Origin of the sequence: Hanstruepera neustonica, assembly GCF_002895005.1 — a bacterium.
GTDB classification, from domain to species: Bacteria; Bacteroidota; Bacteroidia; order Flavobacteriales; family Flavobacteriaceae; genus Hanstruepera; species Hanstruepera neustonica.
On sequence record NZ_POWF01000001.1, the window covers coordinates 290492 to 308268 of the forward strand.

The following is a 17777-nucleotide window of genomic DNA, read 5'->3' on the forward strand; positions in this document are numbered from 1 at the left end:
ATGCTGACTCCTTTAAAAACCTTCAATCTTAATTGGATATTATTATTACTAATTGAATACTAATCCAAAGGACTTATCTGTTCCAATCTATCCTTAATCATTTCCTTTTCTTTTGGGAAAAAACCTTGAATCAGTAACAAGACTCCAAAACCAAGAATAACCAGCGCCACAATCTTTTTGGTTTTAAAAATACGTCTTGGTGTAAGTTTGTTTTTGAGGGTTTTGGCTGCAGCCATTTTTAAAAGATCTACAAGAAAATAAACAGCTAATATCGTTGCTAAAAATACCCAAAGTTCACTGTTGGTTTCTGTCAAGGAATTGCCGATCACTATGAATCCCAACCAACCTAACAGAACGCCGACATTTATAAAGTTTAATAAAAACCCTTTAATAAACAGTTTGCCTAATTTCTTCTTGATTTCAACTGTGTGGTATTCTCGGACTATTTCTCTAAAGGATTTAGAGGTTTTGATAAATGAAATAAATCCATAAACCGCTAAAAGAACGCCTCCAAATATTAAAAAATTAGGGTCATCTTTAATCTTATCCAACAGCTTGCTGGTGCTGTAAAATGCAACAACTATGAAGAACATGTCTGCCACAATAACTCCCAAATCAAAAATTAATGCACTCTTAAACCCTTTGGTAGCACTAGTTTCCAGTAATACAAAAAAAACTGGTCCTATGGTAAAAGCCAGAATAATCCCGAAGGGAATAGCCGCTAAAATGGCGTCAAGCATAAGTGGATAGCATTTCCACAAATTTATAAAAAAGGAATGTATTTAATTCTTTCTGATTATTTTACCACCTAAAACGGTGTTTTCATCAACTGTTTCAGGGTTTCCGTAGATGTAAACATTACCTCCTGCCCTAACCTTGGCAATCACTTCTTTAGTAGCATAAACATCCGCTTCACCAGCCGCTTTAATGGTTACTTCGGTCTTTTCGGTGTGAAGTTCTTTACCCTTGTACTGGCCGCCTGTATTGATGTCAATGTTTTGATTTTTAGAGTTACCTGATGTGTGAATAACGCCTCCAGATATCGCTTTGACATTTAAAAAGGTCATGTCTTTAACTTGAATTCTGATGGAGCCGCCTTCTTGTGCTCGTAAATCTATTTCAAATTGCTCAAAAACGTCATTAGATCCAATAAAAGTCCCTTCATTAGCATCAATAATATCAATGTTTTTGTAGTATACTTTTACTTCTGTTTCAGCTCCATTGAAAATCTTATCTAATGTCATTCTAATTTTCAGCAGTCCATTTTTGATAACAAAAACAACATCTTCTGTATTCTTACCTGAAACAACGACTTTATTTTCATCAGATTTTATGAGCTCTACTTCTATCCTATCATACACTTTTAGTTCTCTAAAATCTCCTAAATTCTTCTCGGTTTGTGAATATAATACGGTTGAAAATACTATTAGTATTAAAGCAACATACTTCATGTTTAAAAAAATTAATCGTTATACTTTCCTAATAAATTAAAATCTAAATGTTTTTTAACTAAATCTGTGTTTTTAACAGTAACAACGACCTCATCACCTAATTGATACATGTTTTTCGTGTTTCTGCCTATCAAAGCATATTCGCTTTCATCAAATTCATAATGGTCATCTGTAATATCACGAACTCTAACCATTCCCTCACATTTATTATCTATGATTTCAACATAAATTCCCCAATCGGTCACACCTGAAATAACACCAACAAACTCTTCATCTTGATGATCCTGCATAAATTTAATCTGCATGTATTTGATAGAATCACGTTCAGCTTTTGTGGCTAAATATTCCATGTTACTGGAATGCACACACCTATCTTCATAAACCTCTTCATTAGCGGATTTTTCACCATCTAAATACCGTTGCAACAATCGATGTGCCATGACATCCGGATAACGCCTGATAGGTGATGTGAAATGGCTGTAATAGTCAAATGCTAGACCATAATGCCCAATATTATGAGTTGTATACTCTGCTTTGCTCATACTTCTGATAGCTAGAGTATCAACTAAATTTTGCTCTTTTTTACCAACAACATCCTTTAATAAATTATTCAATGAAGCAGTCGTTGACTTCTTATCCTTAAAATTAAGTTTGTAACCAAAACGTCCTACGATGTTTTGAAGTGCTGCTAACTTACTATCGTCAGGCTCGTCATGAACACGATATACAAAGGTTTTTGGAGGTTTTTGCTTACCTACAAATTCAGCTACTTTTCGATTAGCTAATAACATAAATTCTTCAATTAACTTATTAGCATCTTGAGATGTTTTAAAATAGACGCCTGTTGGATTGTTATCTTCATCTAAATTAAATTTAACCTCTACTTTATCAAAAGAAATAGCCCCAGATCGCATACGTTTGGTACGCATTTTTTTAGCTAATTCATCCATTTTTAATATAGCATCTGCAATATGTTGATCTGTATGATATTCCTTACCTGATAAGGAGACCTCTTTCGGGATTACATTAGTTTTACTTTCTATCACACTTTGGGCTTCTTCATAAGCAAATCGTGCATCACTGTAAGTTACTGTTCTACCGAACCATTGGTCTTTTACTTCAGCTTTTTCATCTAGATGAAAAACTGCCGAAAACGTATATTTTTCTTCATGTGGCCGCAGCGAGCAGGCATTGTTCGATAAAATTTCTGGTAACATGGGTACAACCCTATCCACCAAATACACCGATGTAGCCCGTTCGTAAGCTTCATCATCTAAAACGGTATTAGGTTTAACATAATGCGACACATCAGCAATATGGATACCTATTTCATAAAGACCATTTTCTAAAATTTGAAATGATAAGGCATCGTCAAAATCTTTAGCGTCTTTGGGATCTATGGTAAATGTTAAAACGTCTCGCATATCACGACGTTTAGCTATTTCCTCTTTGGTGATGGATGTATCTAACTTATTAGCAAATTCTTCAACCTCATAAGGAAATTCATAAGGCAAGCCGTATTCCGCTAAAATAGAATGTATTTCGGTATTATGTTCTCCTGGTTTTCCTAAAACCTTTAACACACGTCCACTGGGTGAGTCTTGATTTTCTGGCCATTCATCCAATGAAACCAAAACCTTATCACCTTCTTCAGCTTTGTTGATTTTATTAATGGGTACAAAAATATCCTTATACATTTTTGTACTGTCAGGAATCACAAAAGCATAATTATCATGCACCTGTATTACCCCAACATAATCATTTTTAGCGCGTTTTAATACCCGAGTAATTTCTCCTTCTCTTCTACCGCGTTTTAAGCGTTTATAAACATAAAATTCGACTTCATCACCATCTAAAGCGCGGTTGATATTATTGGATGCAATATGAATATCGTCCTCAAATTCATCACTGATAACATAACCAGATCCCTTATGTGATAAGTCTAAAATTCCAGTATGATAATCAGCAGTTGGTATAGCTTTAAATTTGCCACGCTCAACTTCTTCAATTTCTTTTTTAGCCTTTAATTGCTGTAGTTTTTTTATAATTTGATTACGACTACTGGCGTCATTAACACCCAATTTTGCCGCAATTTGTTTATAGTTGAAGGATTTGTTTCGTTCTTTTTTTAATATACTTAAGATTGTATTCGTTAGGTTGGAAATCTTGTTTTTAGATGATCTCCTTTTTTTCTTTCTTGTCATGTAATTCTTTTCATATTCTGGTTCCTAAAGTTCGGAACACTTTCATTTTTAATTTAATACTAAAGGCGAAGTAATTTGTATTAAACAATTACAAAGCTACGGTTAATTAATTAAATTAATATGTTTATAAAGTTAATTATTTGATAACTAACTCATTATTCAATAATAAGTTTTTTGGAAGCTTTTCCTTTATTGGTTATTATTTCAACCACATAAACTCCTGATGATAAACTACTTATATTAACTATAGATTTAGTTGTTGTTGTAACTAATTGTCCTAAATCATTATAAATAGCTACTCCTTTCAATTCTAAATGTTGTGGGATTTCAATTGTAAAACTCGTTGTGGCTGGATTGGGAAATAAATTAAACTCAATAAGATTGTTTTCATCTACTGATAAAGCTGCACTTAAATCATAAGTAATTACTTTACCTGAATTTTCATAATTAGTGTCATCATATTGATAACCAACTCCCAGTATACTTCCATCTGGTGATAAAGCAAAACTATACCCTACATAAACATCACTATTATCTCCTTGAATTTGTTCTCCTAATAAAACCCAATCATTATTAATATATCTATATAAATCAATATATCCCATATTAAATAAATTAAAATTATGATGAGGTGCTCCAATTGCAAGAATATTTCCATCATCAGAAATAGAAATGTTTGATCCTAATAAGTCACCTGCAGCTAAACCAAAAATGCTTGAACCTTTTTGTACCCAATTATCATTAATATTATGATATACTCTTACTTGTCCAGCATTTGATGCAATAACATTACTTTGATTAATAGCAATTACAATTGTTTGTGCATCTGGAGTTATCTGTATTTTAGAACCTATTCTTTCTCCAAATATTTCTTCATTGATAATACCAGTCTCTTCCCAATCATCATTATTGTATTCAAAAATTTTAATATAACTAGGATTTCCACTATTACTTGGATTAGAACATGCCAGTACATTACCATCTTCAGATAATGCCGTGTCTAAACCAAATCTTCCATAAAGATCAGAACCTTGTAACAACGAACCCTTGTTTTCCCAGGTATCATTGATAAAAGTAAAAACTCTAACATATCCTGAAAATGTTCCATTTTCCCCATTATATTGATTAGCTCCTGCAGCTAAAGTACTTCCATCACTAGATAGTGATATATTAAAAGCAAAAATTTCTCCTATAGTTAGAGGAAGAATTTCTTGACCTATTTGTATCCATGTATCATTTATAAACTCATAAACTTTAATACTACCTGATTCTAAAATAGTTGTGCTATTTCCTGTTGTTCCTACTGCAATTCTTTGTCCATCTGACGATATAGCAACTCTTATACCTTGTAAATTTCCATTTGCATGGCCATTTAATGTTTGACCTATTTGTGACCAACTATTATTATTAAATTCATAAACTCTTACATATCCAGTAATAGAACCACTAGCATCTTTATTATCTGCTACAACCATTCTATTGTTATCAGAAGAAAAGGCTAAATCTGTACCAAAAAATTGTCTATTAGAATTACCAAATAATGTTTGTCCAAATTGAATTTGGCAGAATACTACAGAAGGACATAAAAAACATATAACAACATATTTACCCATACACTAAAATTATACATTTTAAAATTAAGAAAATAGAATCTAAACCAAACTTATACTTATCCACATTAAATACTATAATAATTATTTCTTTTTGAAATTTTAAAAAAATATTAATGATTATAATGGCGTGTTAATAGCTTCAATAACTTTTTTAAAATATATTTTGAAAACACACAGTTTACATTTTATTGATAATTAATTAACATTCAAAATAAGCTTAACTTGTTCATTTTTAATCTCATTTTAAATACTATTAACAGCTGTTTATATTGTTTGTTAATAACCAATTTTTAATAAAAACTATTTATATGGGTGTTGATAAACGTTAAAATAGATGCTCAAAAATTAGCTAAAAAAATAGGTTTAATTTTTTGGTAAATACATTCGCATTTTTGATTGCAATTTTTATTCAATTTTTAAAATATATCTGTTAGAAAATGATAAATAGATATTAACATGTTATGAGTCTATATAGACTGTTTTATAAACACGTTAAATTTTACGATTTAAAATTAGGCATTTTGTACCTTTACCGCATCATATCAACACTACAACAAAATGAAAATATCTATAGGTAACGATCACGCAGGAACCGATTATAAATTTGCTATTATCAAGCATTTAGAATCAAAAGGAATTCAAGTCACTAATTATGGAACGGATTCCAGTGACAGTGTGGATTATCCGGATTTTGTACATCCTGTAGCTCAAGATGTCAATGATAATAAAGTGGATTTTGGTATTTTAATTTGCGGTAGTGCCAATGGTGTGGCCATGACTGCTAACAAATATCAACATGTACGTGCTGGTATATGTTGGATGAACGAAATAACAGAGCTAACCAGACAACATAACAATGCTAATATTATTTGTATTCCTGCGAGATATACGGCTATTCCTCAAGCTATAAAAATGGTTGATACCTTTTTAGAAACAAAATTTGAGGGTGGACGTCATCAAAAACGCGTGGATAAAATCCCGCTATCCTGTTAAATGGGTCATTCGCATTCACATAATCATTCGCATTCCAATATGAAGGATAGAAATCTCATTATTTCTATTCTTTTAAATATACTCATAACTTCTGCTCAAGTCATTGGTGGAATTATTTCTGGAAGTTTAGCCTTATTAAGTGATGCCCTTCATAATTTTAGTGATGTAATATCTTTAGTAGTTAGTTATGTAGCCTCTAAATTATCGAGACAAAAAGCTTCTATTCACAGAACCTTTGGTTATAAACGAGCTGAAATCCTTGCAGCTTTTATAAATGCTTCAACACTAGTAATTGTAGGTGTTTTATTGATAATCGAGGCTGTAAAACGTTTTCAAAATCCGCAAGAAATAGAATCGAATTTAGTAATATGGCTTTCTGTTATTGCTATACTAGCTAACGGATTTAGTGTGTTGTTGTTAAAAAAAGATGCTGATTCCAATTTGAATATGAAATCTGCTTATTTGCATCTATTTACTGATATGCTAGCTAGTATTGCTGTTTTAATAGGTGGTTTGTTGATGAAATATTATCAGGTTTTTTGGGTAGATAGCGTGTTAACATTTCTTATTGCCCTTTATTTGGTATGGGTTGGATACGATCTATTAAAAAAGTCTACCAAAATTTTAATGCTTTTTACTCCAGAGCAAGTGGATATAAAAGCTGTTTTAAGAGCGGTTCATAAAATACCCAAAGTCAACAAGCTTCATCATGTTCATGTTTGGTGTTTAAATGATGATGAATTGCATTTAGAAGCCCATTTAGATTTATCTGAAAATATATCTATTGATGAATTCAATAATGTTTTAAAACAAATAGAAGATGTATTACATGCTGAATTTGACATCAATCACATAACCATTCAACCAGAATTTAATAAGAAAGATTCCAAAGATGTTATTGTACAGGATTAAATAAAGAAAAGCATGCTTGACATACTTACTAAAAATTTTTCGGAGTTAAATACAAGTGAACTCTATGATTTATTGCAATTACGTTCTGAAGTGTTTGTGGTGGAACAGGATTGTGTATATCAGGATATCGATGGAAAGGACCAGAAAGCCTTACATATTTTAGGTTATAAAAATAATAATCTGGTCGCTTACACACGCGTTTTTAAACCAGGTGATTATTTTAATGTAGCTAGTATTGGTAGAGTAGTGGTGAAAGAAAATGAACGCCAGCATCAATATGGTTATGAAATCATGAAGGCTTCCATTAAAGCAGTAAATGTCTTTTTTAATACAACCGAAATAAAAATTTCAGCACAAACGTATTTGAAGAAATTTTACAATAATTTAGGATTTAAAGAAATAGGAGAGGAGTACCTGGAAGATGGGATTCCACATGTAGCCATGATTAAATATTAATCTTTACCGACATACGTCACTAAAATTTCAACCCGTCTATCAAATTTAGGATCACCTCCTAACGGAAATTTTCGGCGCATTCCCACGTACTTCATTCGACTTTTATCAACCCCTTTTTTGGCTAAATAATCATAAATATATTTTGCTCGGGTAACCGACAAATTACGCTTGTTTGTTTGACGATCCATGGCATCACGGCCATTTTGCGTGCAACACACGTGACCTTGTATGGTGAAGTATATATCCTCGCGTTCCAGGAGGGTTTCTGCAATTTTTTCTAGTGTTTTTTTAGATTCTGGGAGCAGGATACTATATCCTGTTTTAAATAAAATATTTTCCAATAGAAATTTATCACCAGCTTTTATATCACCCTTGATAGCCTCCGAAAATTCTTTTTTTTCTGGTTTTTCAATTTCAGCTTCTGTTCTGGGAGGAGAATACGGTTGAACCCTAATTTCTACTTTTCGATTTAAACCTCTTAATTTAGCTATATTCTTTTCTTTTACGAGTTCCAATAGCACTTCACCTTTTCCATCAACGTTAGTAATTTTTGATTCGTCAAATTCGTTATTGGAAAAAATTTCTTTAATGGAGTTTGCGCGGTATTGGGATAAAAGCAGGTTATAGGAATCACTACCACGATCATCACAAAAACCATAAATAGATATCTTTTCTATATCAAGAGATTCAATTTCTGATAGAAAAAGCATCAACCTACTTTCTTCAGTAGGCAGAACCACATATTGGTCGGTTTCAAAAAACACAATATGGGTGCGCTCTCTTTCAGCATCTGTTTGCGAAAAGAGCATCATATTACTACATAATAATATGAAGAGCGCTATTAATCTATTCATAGTAGGTAATGAAAATGAACTTAAATATACTTAATTTAAGTAATCTTTATAAACGGAAGGTTTTGATAAAATTTCAGTCGCTTTTTTTATCTCAAGATTATGACCTTTGTAGTAATCATACAAACCTTCTCTATAAACATAACGTTTTACTATCTCATCAGTTAGTAACGATAAAATTTCGTCTTTATTTTCATTGATAGCCAATTCTTTGGAATTGTTTAAATTAGTTACCAACGCGTTATAATCATTTTGAATATTGTCATCTAAATCTTCTTTAGCAGCTTTTTCCATGACCTTATTCAGTGCTTTTTCAGTTTCGGTAACAAATGTAAAATCATTGCTTTTTAAATACTGTTTAAAATCATTAAAGTCAGCATTTGTCAGTTCAAAATTACTAACATCAGCTTGTTGGTGCTTGTAATAATAGTCGGTAGCGTAATCGAAAATTAAAAAGTCATATTGAATTGCTTTAGTAATAGCTGAATTTTTGGTGACTGCTAAAGCTTCATCTGGAAAAACACCTCCGCCATCAAATACTTTCCGGCCGTTTTTGGTTTTAAATTCATTGTATTTGTCTTTTTCTATACGGACCGCATTGCCTTTTTCATCTCTGTTCCAATAGTCTAATGCCTGGATGCATCTACCGGATGGTGTGTAATATCTTGATATGGTAATTTTTAGCTGTGTACCATAAGTTAAAGGTTTAGGGCGCTGTACAAGTCCCTTTCCAAAGCTTCTGGAACCAACAATGACCGCTCTATCTAAATCCTGTAAAGCACCTGAAACAATTTCACTAGCCGAAGCACTACTGCCATTAATTAGAACAACAAGCGGGATTTCGGTATCAAGAGGATCACTTTGAGTGTAATAAGTACGGTTGAACTTTTTAACTTTAGATTTAGTTGAAACCACCAATTGACCTTTAGGAACAAATAAGTTTACAATTTTGACGGCTTCCAATAGAAGTCCGCCTGGGTTACCTCTCAGGTCCAAAATAATGCGTTCAGCACCTTGAGCTTTCAAATCTTTTACAGCATAGCCTGTTTGGGAAGACGCTTTGTTATTAAACTTATCTAAAACAATATATCCTGTTTTATCATCAACCATTGAAAAATGTGGTACGGCATCAATTTCCACTTCAGAACGTGTAATACTGGCAGTATATTCTTTTCCTTGGCGCAAGTAGGTTACATCTACTTTACTTCCAGAGGAACCTTTTAGGAGGTCGCCTGCATCATCTTTGTAATTGGCAATTACCGTATTACCGATTTTTATAATTTCATCACCAGCTTTTAAGCCAGCTTTATCGGCAGGATAATCTTTGTATGGTTCAATAATGACCAACTTGTCCTTCATGGTTCTAACATTGGCTCCAATACCCGTGTAATCTCCTGTTCTCCGAATTTTTTCAGCTTCGACATCTTGCTCGTTATAAAATTGGGTATAAGGATCCAAATCATTCAACATGCTTTTGATAGCCGTATCCATTAATTCAGCTGGATTGGTATCGTCAACATAATTCATATTAACCTCTTTATATAAGGTGGTGAATATTTCTATTTGCTTGGCTATCTCAAAAAAATCGTTTTGAAAAGCGGTACCAGTCAGAAATATAACAAGCGCTAAAAAAGGAATGATAATGCGCTTTTTAAGTAATTTTTTCATCATGAATTTTTTTTGGATTCCATTTCAACAAACTTCTTAAACAGTTTGTTCATGGATTGTTCAACTTCAACATAAGTGGGTTTATCATTACCAATGTACAAAATCATAAACGCATATTGTGTTGTAATGTTGTTAAAATAGGCAGTTTTGTTCAATCGGTACGCTTCTCGAAGCAATCGTTTGATTCGATTTCTGTCAACCGCTTTTTTAAAATGACGTTTTGAAACAGAAACACCTGTTTTGGCAATGACATTATCATCAAGTTCCGTTTCTAAATAAACCATACGCAGCGGATAAGCCGAAACCGACTGGCCTTCAGTAAAAAGCTGATCGATGCGTTTTTTGCCTTTGAGCTTTTCTTTATGTGAATAAGGTGCTTTCATAAACTGCTGCGTGCGTAAAAATAGTAATATCTAGGCAAGCATGCGATATGTCTCTATGACATAAATCATATTTTTTAATGCCAATAGGCTGTAAATTACCAAAATATTATTCTTAAATTATTGTCGGTATGGGTAATTTAAATGTCACGCGACTTGTAACAAGAGAAGAAAAATCAGCATTTATTGATCAACTTACTAGAGATTTGGAGGCTCTGGAAATGATGTTAGAAAAGGGGTTGATTGAAAAAGAGCCCATTAGAATTGGCGCTGAACAAGAATTTTGTGTGGTTGATAGGGATTTTTTTCCATGCAATAACTCACTCGATTTATTAGCAGAAATAGAGGACAATCATTTTACTACAGAGATTGGTAGTTTCAATTTAGAAATTAATCTGGATCCATTTGAATTAAAAAACGATTGTTTTTCAAAATTACATGAGCAATTAGTTACACTTTTAGAGAAAGCAAAGGCAGTTTGTGATAAACACGACTCTAAAATTGTTTTAACGGGAATTTTACCAACTTTTTCATTGAAGCACATTTCCGAAGACTACATGACGAAAGTACAACGCTATCAGGTATTAAATGAAGCCATAAAAGATTCTAGAAAGCAAGATTTTAGTATCCATATTAAAGGCACTGATGAACTTAACCTCTTGCATGATTCAGTTATGCTTGAAGCTTGTAATACCAGTTTTCAAACACATTTACAGATTCACCCGGATAATTTTGTTGATGATTATAATTGGGCTCAAGCTATTTCGGGACCTGTTTTAAGTATTTGCGCTAATTCACCATTGTTGTTTGGCAAAGAGCTTTGGAATGAAACACGTATTGCGTTGTTTACCCAAAGTGTGGACACACGGTCAAATTCATTTTTACTTAATGAAAAACAATCACGTGTTAGTTTCGGATCTGATTGGGAAACAGGAAGCGTGGTTGACATTTTTAGGGACAGTATTTCAAGATTTAGGAGCCTAGTTACTTCGGAGTATGATAAGGATAGTGTGGATATGGTAGAGTCGGGAGAAATCCCAAAATTAAAAGCATTGAGTTTACATAACGGAACGGTTTATAGATGGAATAGGGTTTGTTATGGAGTAGGAGACGGTAAACCACATTTGCGCATAGAAAATCGCTACCTTCCATCTGGACCCACCACAAGTGATGAAATTGCCAATATGATGTTTTGGGTTGGTCTCATGTTAGGAAAGCCTAAATCATTAAGAGAAATTCATAATAAATGGTGTTTTAAAGACGTGAAATCGAATTTTTTTAATGCTGCTCGATATGGCATGGGAACACAATTTATTTGGGACAACGAGTATATTTCAAGTCATAAGTTGTTATTGGATATTTTGTTACCAATGGCTTACAAAGGACTTTATAAAGCAGGAATTACCCCAAAGGATGCAGAGAAATATTTAACAATTATAGAAAACCGGATTAAATCACATTGTGGCTCACAATGGATGATTAAAAGTTATAGAGTACTTCAAAATAAATACAAACCATTTGCTGCGGCACAGGCTTTGGTTGCTGGTATGTATGAAAAACAAGAAAAGGATTACCCGGTTGGGAGTTGGAGTATATTGGATTATAATTCCTTAAGCGACTTCAAAACTAGCAGAAAGGTAAAGCATGTTATGAGTACCAATATATTTTCTGTTGAGCAAAGTGATAGTTTGAAATTGGTATTAAATATTATGATGTGGAAAAATATCCATCATATGCCAGTCATAAATGATAAACAAGAATTAATTGGATTACTGTCATGGAACGATGTTGAAAGTTACATAAGCGATGAAAACATAAACAATATCACTATTGATTCCATCATGCGAAAGCACATAATAACAGCAACAGAGTGGATGACTCTGGAAGAAGCTCAATCATTGATGACAAAAAACAAGATTAATAGTCTTCCTGTTTTGAAAAACAACAAATTAATTGGAATAGTTACTTCAAAAGACATTTAGATATAATATGATAGAAGTATATAGCGAAGCGCTGGATAAAACAATTAGAACAGGTAGAGTAATAGGTAAAATAAACGGCCATAAAAAAGGGCCTACCATGGTTTTTTTTGGTGGTGTTCATGGTAATGAGACAGCTGGTGTTTTCGCATTGCATAAAGTTTTTAATCATATAAACCCTAAAGAAATCTCAGGGACGCTTTATGCAATAACAGGAAATATTTCGGCTTTAGAGGCAAATAAGCGTTATGTGAATAACGATTTAAATAGACTTTGGAAAGAAGCCTCTATTGAAGAAATAAAAAGTAAAACCATTGTTAATTCAGATGAGGCCGAATTGTTAGAAATATTTGATCTTATTCAGGATATTTTAAACAAAGATTCAGGCCCTTTTTACTTTATTGATTTTCATACCACATCAAGTAAAACAATTCCTTTTATCACAATTAATGATGCCCTAATCAACAGAAAGTTTGCAAAGCAATTTCCTGTTCCTGTTGTTTTAGGTATTGAGGAATATTTAGAGGGTCCTTTGTTAAGTTACATTAATGAACTTGGCTACGTGTCGTTGGGTTTTGAGTCCGGACAACATACTGATAAGGAAGCCATCATTAATTGTGAGTCATTTATCTATTTGTCATTAGCTTTTTCAAAAGCCATGTCATCAGAATCCATTGTTGGATTTCCCATTTACTACAAACAACTTCAGGATCAGAGTTATAGTATTCATGAAACATTTGAAATTACGCATTTGCATTCCATAAAACCAGATGACAATTTTATAATGGCTCCAGGATTCAAAAGCTTTCAAATAATAACTAAAAACATGTTATTAGCCCATGATTCAAATGGGGAAATCCGGTCTCGATATAATGCCCGTATTTTCATGCCTTTATATCAAAAAATGGGAAAAGAAGGGTTTTTTATTATTCAGAAAATTAAACCAGTTTTTTTAAAGCTTTCCGAAATTTTGAGACGCCTAAAATTTGACGGTGTATTAGTATTATTACCCGGGGTTTCATGGCAAGACAAACGAAAAAAAGTACTTCAGGTTAACTTGAAAATAGCCAGGTTTTTTGCTAAATCATTTTTTCATTTATTGGGTTACAGAAGTCAAACCGTTGAAAAAAATTATTTGATGTTATTTAATCGAGAACGAACCTCGTTAAAAAGCATGTACAAACATGAATTATGGTATAAAAAAAGCCACTAGTCAAAGTGGCTTTATTGAATATTTTTGAAGCGCGTTTAGTTCATTGTGAATTTTCGCTTCCCAAGTATTTATTTCTTTTTGAGACTCCCAACCGCTATTTGTTGCTTTTCTAAATTCAGACTGATATGCTCTGCAGGCCTTAAGCAAAACATTATATTCATACTGATACGCCGAAAACCTTCTTTCTTTTTCAGTTTTCATTTCCTCAAATTTTTTTCGAATTTTTCGGGCAAATAATTCAGCAATATCAAACGTTAGTTGTTCGAACTTTAATAAGTCAGCCTCATAATCGGGATGAAAATGGGATTCATTCATGTGAAACTCTGCAACCACAGTCAAATCTTTATAACCTTGTATATAATCGTTTCTATCAACAACAACTTCTAAAGGATAGAATTCAATTTTATATGCTGTGAAAGTGTAACTGTCATTAATGTCACGTTCTTTTTGAAAATCGCTTATATCAAGTTTGCAACCTTCTTGCCACTGAATAATATTCTCACTAGTCACAGATTTATCTTGAGATCTAACTAGATTAAAAATCAAACAAAAAACGAAAAGCAATTTTTTGGGCATTATTTTTCCAATTTGTTATTATCTCGATTAATGTCTGCCATCCAATTTTTTGGATCTATTTCTACAGCTTTTACCTCTTTAGAAACCTCAAAGGAGTAATTAGGATTGGCCCATGCCCAATCATCTATTATGGTTGCGGATGTTGGTTTTTCACCGCGCATCATCTGTAACGGGATGTAATAGTCTTCAGAGGTTCCATCGGTATAGGTAACCCTAACATCTAAAGGCATTGGCATTAAACCAATGCGTTCTAAAGACACAGTTTTGCCTTCAACATTTGAAACGGCATAATCAATGGTATTGGTAGTTTGTGTAAAATCAATTAAATACCAATCCAATTCAAAATTAGTTACTTTTTCAGCTGAACGAATAATATCAATAGGTCTTGGATGTTTAAATGCAAAATCGTTGAAGTATTTTTTGATGGTTTTCTTTAAATTTTCTTCACCAATTACATAACCTAATTGTGCTAAAAAGACTTCTCCCTTGCTGTAGGCTGAAATACCATAAGCTTGGTTGAACTCATATCTATCAGCATGGGTAGACAGTGGTTGTTCCTTTCCGGATTTAGCCAAATAAAGATAGCCTCTATACGCATTTACAGTAGGGTTTTCTTTGCCTTCAGCCATAATATCGTTCATAGCATAATCACTGATGTAACTTGTAAACCCTTCGTCCATCCATTCGTGTTTAGCCTCATTTGTTGCCAACAAAAACTGGAACCAGGTATGAGCCATTTCATGAGCTGTGACACCAACCAGACTTCCAAATGAGCGGTCGCCAGTAATTAAAGTACACATAGCATATTCCATGCCGCCATCACCACCCTGAATAACAGAGTATTGGTCATAAGGATACTTTCCAATGTTTTCACTGAAATATTGCATGAGCTCTACGGTTTTAGGCTGAAGTTTTTTCCAGTTTTCTTTCTTTTCATCATTCAAGGTGCTTTTGTAATAAAAATGAAGCAAAGGACCATCAGGAACTTGCATGGTATCATGAATATATTCAGGATCAGCAGCCCAAGTAAAGTCATGAACATTAGGCGCAACAAAATGCAAGGTTTTTTTATCCCCTTTTGATTTCACATTATCTTGAAGGTAGCCAGTTCCTCCCACAACATAATCTTTATCTATGGTCAATTTCACATCAAAATCACCCCAAACACCGTGGAATTCACGACCTATGTATGGGTCGGCATGCCAGCCTTCAAAGTCATATTCGGCTAATTTAGGATACCATTGTGTCATTGACAGCGCAACACCTTCTTTATTGTTTCGTCCTGAACGGCGAATTTGAATAGGCACTTGGGCATCAAAATCCATATCAAATGTTACTGATTCTCCGGATTGAATAGGCTTTGCCAACTCAACCTCTAAAACAGTCCCAACGGTTTCGTGTTTTAAGACAGTTCCATTTTGTTTTAAGGAATTGACTTTAATAAAACCAATTTCATTGGGCTGAAGTTTATTAATTCTATCACCAACACGACCGTCAGGATCAGCAATGGTTCTCGAGCGGACGTCCATTTCACTACCCGGTTGGAAGGCATTGAAATATAAATGATAATAGACACGGTTAAGAACATCAGGTGAGTTGTTGGTATAGACTAAAGTTTGCTTCCCCTTATATTGATAGGATTCAACATCCATGTCAATTTCCATTTTATAGTCAACGTGTTGTTGCCAATAACAATCTGTATTGGAAGCAGAAGTGTTTTGGGCAATAATATCACCGCTACCAGCACAGGAAAGGATGAAAACAGCGGCCAAGGCCGAAAAAAGAATATTTTTCATTGATGAATTGTGTTTAAAAAAAATCCTATCGTTTGAGGATAGGATTTTTAAAGTTTTTTAAATGTTTATTTTGTTTGGCTAGCCATAATTAATGCGTTGTAGGCATTAACCATTTTAGCTGATTTTGTTAAATCGGCAAATGGCCTAACATCAGAAGGTTCACCACCAACAACAACATTTGTTTTAACTGGTAGTCCCGAATCTAAAATAATTTGTTTTACTTGGGCAGCCGATAGTTTTGGATAATAAGAACGAATCAATGCAGCTACACCAGCAACGGCAGGAGCTGCCATAGAAGTTCCTCCTTTAGTGGCATATTCATTTTCAGGAGTTGTAGAATACACTTTAGCTCCTGGAGCAAAAACATCTACATTATATTTCCCATAATTTGAAAAACCAGCAATCATACCTGACCCGTATTTTGGCTCTAAAGCCCCAACTGTAATAAAGGTGTTAGACACTTCTGGCCCTGTTCCAATAGCATCATTTGGAAAGACATCTTTTTTGTCAATGTCAATACCTTCATTTCCAGCAGCATTGATAAAAAGCACATCGTTATCGCCTGCGTAAGCAATAGCATCTCTCACCCAATCACTATGAGGCGAGTAGTACTTTCCAAAACTTCCGTTTATTACTTTTGCACCGTTATCAACAGCATAACGAATAGCTAATGCTATATCTTTGTCATATTCGTCACCATTTGGAACTGCTCTTAAACTCATAATTTGAACATTGTTTGCCACACCGTTTATGCCCTTACCATTATTACGTTCAGCGGCTATAATACCAGCAACATGAGTCCCATGGCTTTCTCCTTTTTCAGAAGGCAAAACATTACCATTTCCATAGCCAACATCCGAAAGGTCATCAGGGTCATCACCTGTTTTTCTTCCTTTTAAGTCTTTGTTTAGGTTTGCATTCAATTGATCGGTGTAGTATTCAACACCACCTTTAACAGCTTCTAGAACTGCCTCTGAATTATCAAAACCCCTTGCGTACATACTTTGAAGCATTCCCACAGCTTGCGTTACCGCGGCATCATCTGTTTTAATGGCAGCAACATCTTCTTTGGTGTAATCTTTTTTGTTCAAATGATTAGCAACGGTTTCATCAGCACTTTTCACCATTTCATAAATTTGATCGTAGCGCTGTTTGTTATTAATGGCTTCTTGATATTTTTCTTCATATTCAGCAACTGCTGCATCATATTGAGGGTTGGTTTTATCACCCTTAACTATAATTCTAACAAACTCCAATTGCTCATCATAGGCATCTCCTAAAAAATTCCAACCATGAATGTCATCTACGTAACCATTTTTATCATCATCTATCCCATTTCCAGGAATTTCATCTTCATTAGTCCAAACAACTCCATCTAAATCTTCATGTTCGATATCAATACCAGAATCGATTACAGCAACAATAACAGTCTTTCCTTTCTTATCCTTAATTATTTCTTGGTAAGCTTTGTCAACGCTCATTCCCGGTATAGTGTCCTTAACAAGGTCTAAATGACCCCAAGTGTGTTTTTCATTTTCTGTTAATTCAGACTCTTTAAGCGGTGTGTTATCAATATTTTCAATAGGTGTTGATATCACTGCTGCCCCACCACCACAACTTGTTAACACTACAGCTGTTAAGGAGGCCAATAAAAATGGTTTAATTAATTTCATGTTTAATTCTAA

The 17777-nt window shown here is 33.6% G+C and carries 15 protein-coding genes; 5 read left to right on the forward strand and 10 right to left on the reverse strand.

What is annotated here, in order from left to right; genetic code table 11:
- Positions 1-59: 59 nt before the first annotated feature.
- From C1T31_RS01365 to C1T31_RS01380, 4 genes are all read right to left on the reverse strand, one after another.
- Positions 60-740 carry a LysE family translocator gene (locus C1T31_RS01365; RefSeq protein ID WP_103050667.1) on the reverse strand — a complete coding sequence of 227 codons (681 nt, stop codon included), beginning with the start codon at positions 738-740 and terminating at the stop codon, positions 60-62.
- A 42-nt stretch (positions 741-782) separates the two neighbouring features.
- Positions 783-1451: a head GIN domain-containing protein gene (locus tag C1T31_RS01370; protein WP_103050668.1), complete on the reverse strand. Its 669-nt coding sequence runs from the start codon at positions 1449-1451 to the stop codon at positions 783-785.
- A gap of 11 nt (positions 1452-1462) precedes the next feature.
- Positions 1463-3655, reverse strand: coding sequence for a ribonuclease R (gene rnr / locus C1T31_RS01375; RefSeq protein WP_103050669.1), 2193 nt, complete (start codon positions 3653-3655; stop codon positions 1463-1465).
- 155 nt (positions 3656-3810) lie between these two features.
- On the reverse strand, positions 3811-5268 hold the full coding sequence (locus C1T31_RS01380; protein ID WP_103050670.1) for a T9SS type A sorting domain-containing protein: 1458 nt from the start codon (positions 5266-5268) through the stop codon (positions 3811-3813).
- Positions 5269-5826: 558 nt separating this feature from the next.
- Between C1T31_RS01380 and rpiB the strand changes: the two genes are divergently transcribed.
- Genes rpiB through C1T31_RS01395 form a run of 3 tightly spaced genes read left to right on the forward strand, consistent with a single transcriptional unit; the run spans position 5827 to position 7629 of the window.
- Entirely contained in the window at positions 5827-6261 is a 435-nt protein-coding gene (rpiB, locus tag C1T31_RS01385) for a ribose 5-phosphate isomerase B (protein WP_103050671.1), read from the forward strand.
- Positions 6262-7173: a cation diffusion facilitator family transporter gene (locus tag C1T31_RS01390; protein WP_103050672.1), complete on the forward strand. Its 912-nt coding sequence runs from the start codon at positions 6262-6264 to the stop codon at positions 7171-7173.
- A 12-nt stretch (positions 7174-7185) separates the two neighbouring features.
- Positions 7186-7629 carry a GNAT family N-acetyltransferase gene (locus tag C1T31_RS01395; RefSeq protein WP_103050673.1) on the forward strand — a complete coding sequence of 148 codons (444 nt, stop codon included), beginning with the start codon at positions 7186-7188 and terminating at the stop codon, positions 7627-7629.
- On the opposite strand, the gene C1T31_RS01400 is transcribed toward C1T31_RS01395, so the two are convergent.
- Genes C1T31_RS01400 through rnpA form a run of 3 tightly spaced genes read right to left on the reverse strand, consistent with a single transcriptional unit; the run spans position 7626 to position 10531 of the window.
- Positions 7626-8483: an OmpA family protein gene (locus C1T31_RS01400; protein WP_103050674.1), complete on the reverse strand. Its 858-nt coding sequence runs from the start codon at positions 8481-8483 to the stop codon at positions 7626-7628. The two genes, C1T31_RS01395 and C1T31_RS01400, sit on opposite strands and share 4 nt — an antisense overlap.
- A gap of 30 nt (positions 8484-8513) precedes the next feature.
- Complete coding sequence (locus tag C1T31_RS01405; RefSeq protein WP_103050675.1) at positions 8514-10148, reverse strand: S41 family peptidase; 1635 nt, start codon at positions 10146-10148, stop codon at positions 8514-8516.
- A complete protein-coding gene (rnpA, locus tag C1T31_RS01410) occupies positions 10148-10531 on the reverse strand; it encodes a ribonuclease P protein component (protein WP_103050676.1) in 384 nt (127 codons plus the stop codon). The genes C1T31_RS01405 and rnpA overlap by 1 nt, the downstream gene beginning before the upstream one ends.
- 128 nt (positions 10532-10659) lie before the next feature.
- On the opposite strand from rnpA, the gene C1T31_RS01415 reads away from it, so the two are divergent.
- Together C1T31_RS01415 and C1T31_RS01420 are read left to right on the forward strand one after the other, a co-directional pair.
- The gene (locus C1T31_RS01415) at positions 10660-12510 is read left to right on the forward strand and encodes a CBS domain-containing protein (protein WP_103050677.1); all 1851 of its coding nucleotides are present in this window, start codon (positions 10660-10662) and stop codon (positions 12508-12510) included.
- Between the two features lie 7 nt (positions 12511-12517).
- Positions 12518-13720: a succinylglutamate desuccinylase/aspartoacylase family protein gene (locus tag C1T31_RS01420; protein WP_103050678.1), complete on the forward strand. Its 1203-nt coding sequence runs from the start codon at positions 12518-12520 to the stop codon at positions 13718-13720.
- On the opposite strand, the gene C1T31_RS01425 is transcribed toward C1T31_RS01420, so the two are convergent.
- The 3 genes from C1T31_RS01425 to C1T31_RS01435 form a co-directional block, all read right to left on the reverse strand.
- A complete protein-coding gene (locus tag C1T31_RS01425; RefSeq protein ID WP_123912612.1) occupies positions 13721-14230 on the reverse strand; it encodes a hypothetical protein in 510 nt (169 codons plus the stop codon).
- Positions 14231-14295: 65 nt separating this feature from the next.
- A complete protein-coding gene (locus C1T31_RS01430) occupies positions 14296-16092 on the reverse strand; it encodes a M1 family metallopeptidase (protein WP_103050680.1) in 1797 nt (598 codons plus the stop codon).
- A gap of 65 nt (positions 16093-16157) precedes the next feature.
- The gene (locus tag C1T31_RS01435) at positions 16158-17765 is read right to left on the reverse strand and encodes a S8 family peptidase (protein ID WP_103050681.1); all 1608 of its coding nucleotides are present in this window, start codon (positions 17763-17765) and stop codon (positions 16158-16160) included.
- Positions 17766-17777 lie beyond the last annotated feature (12 nt).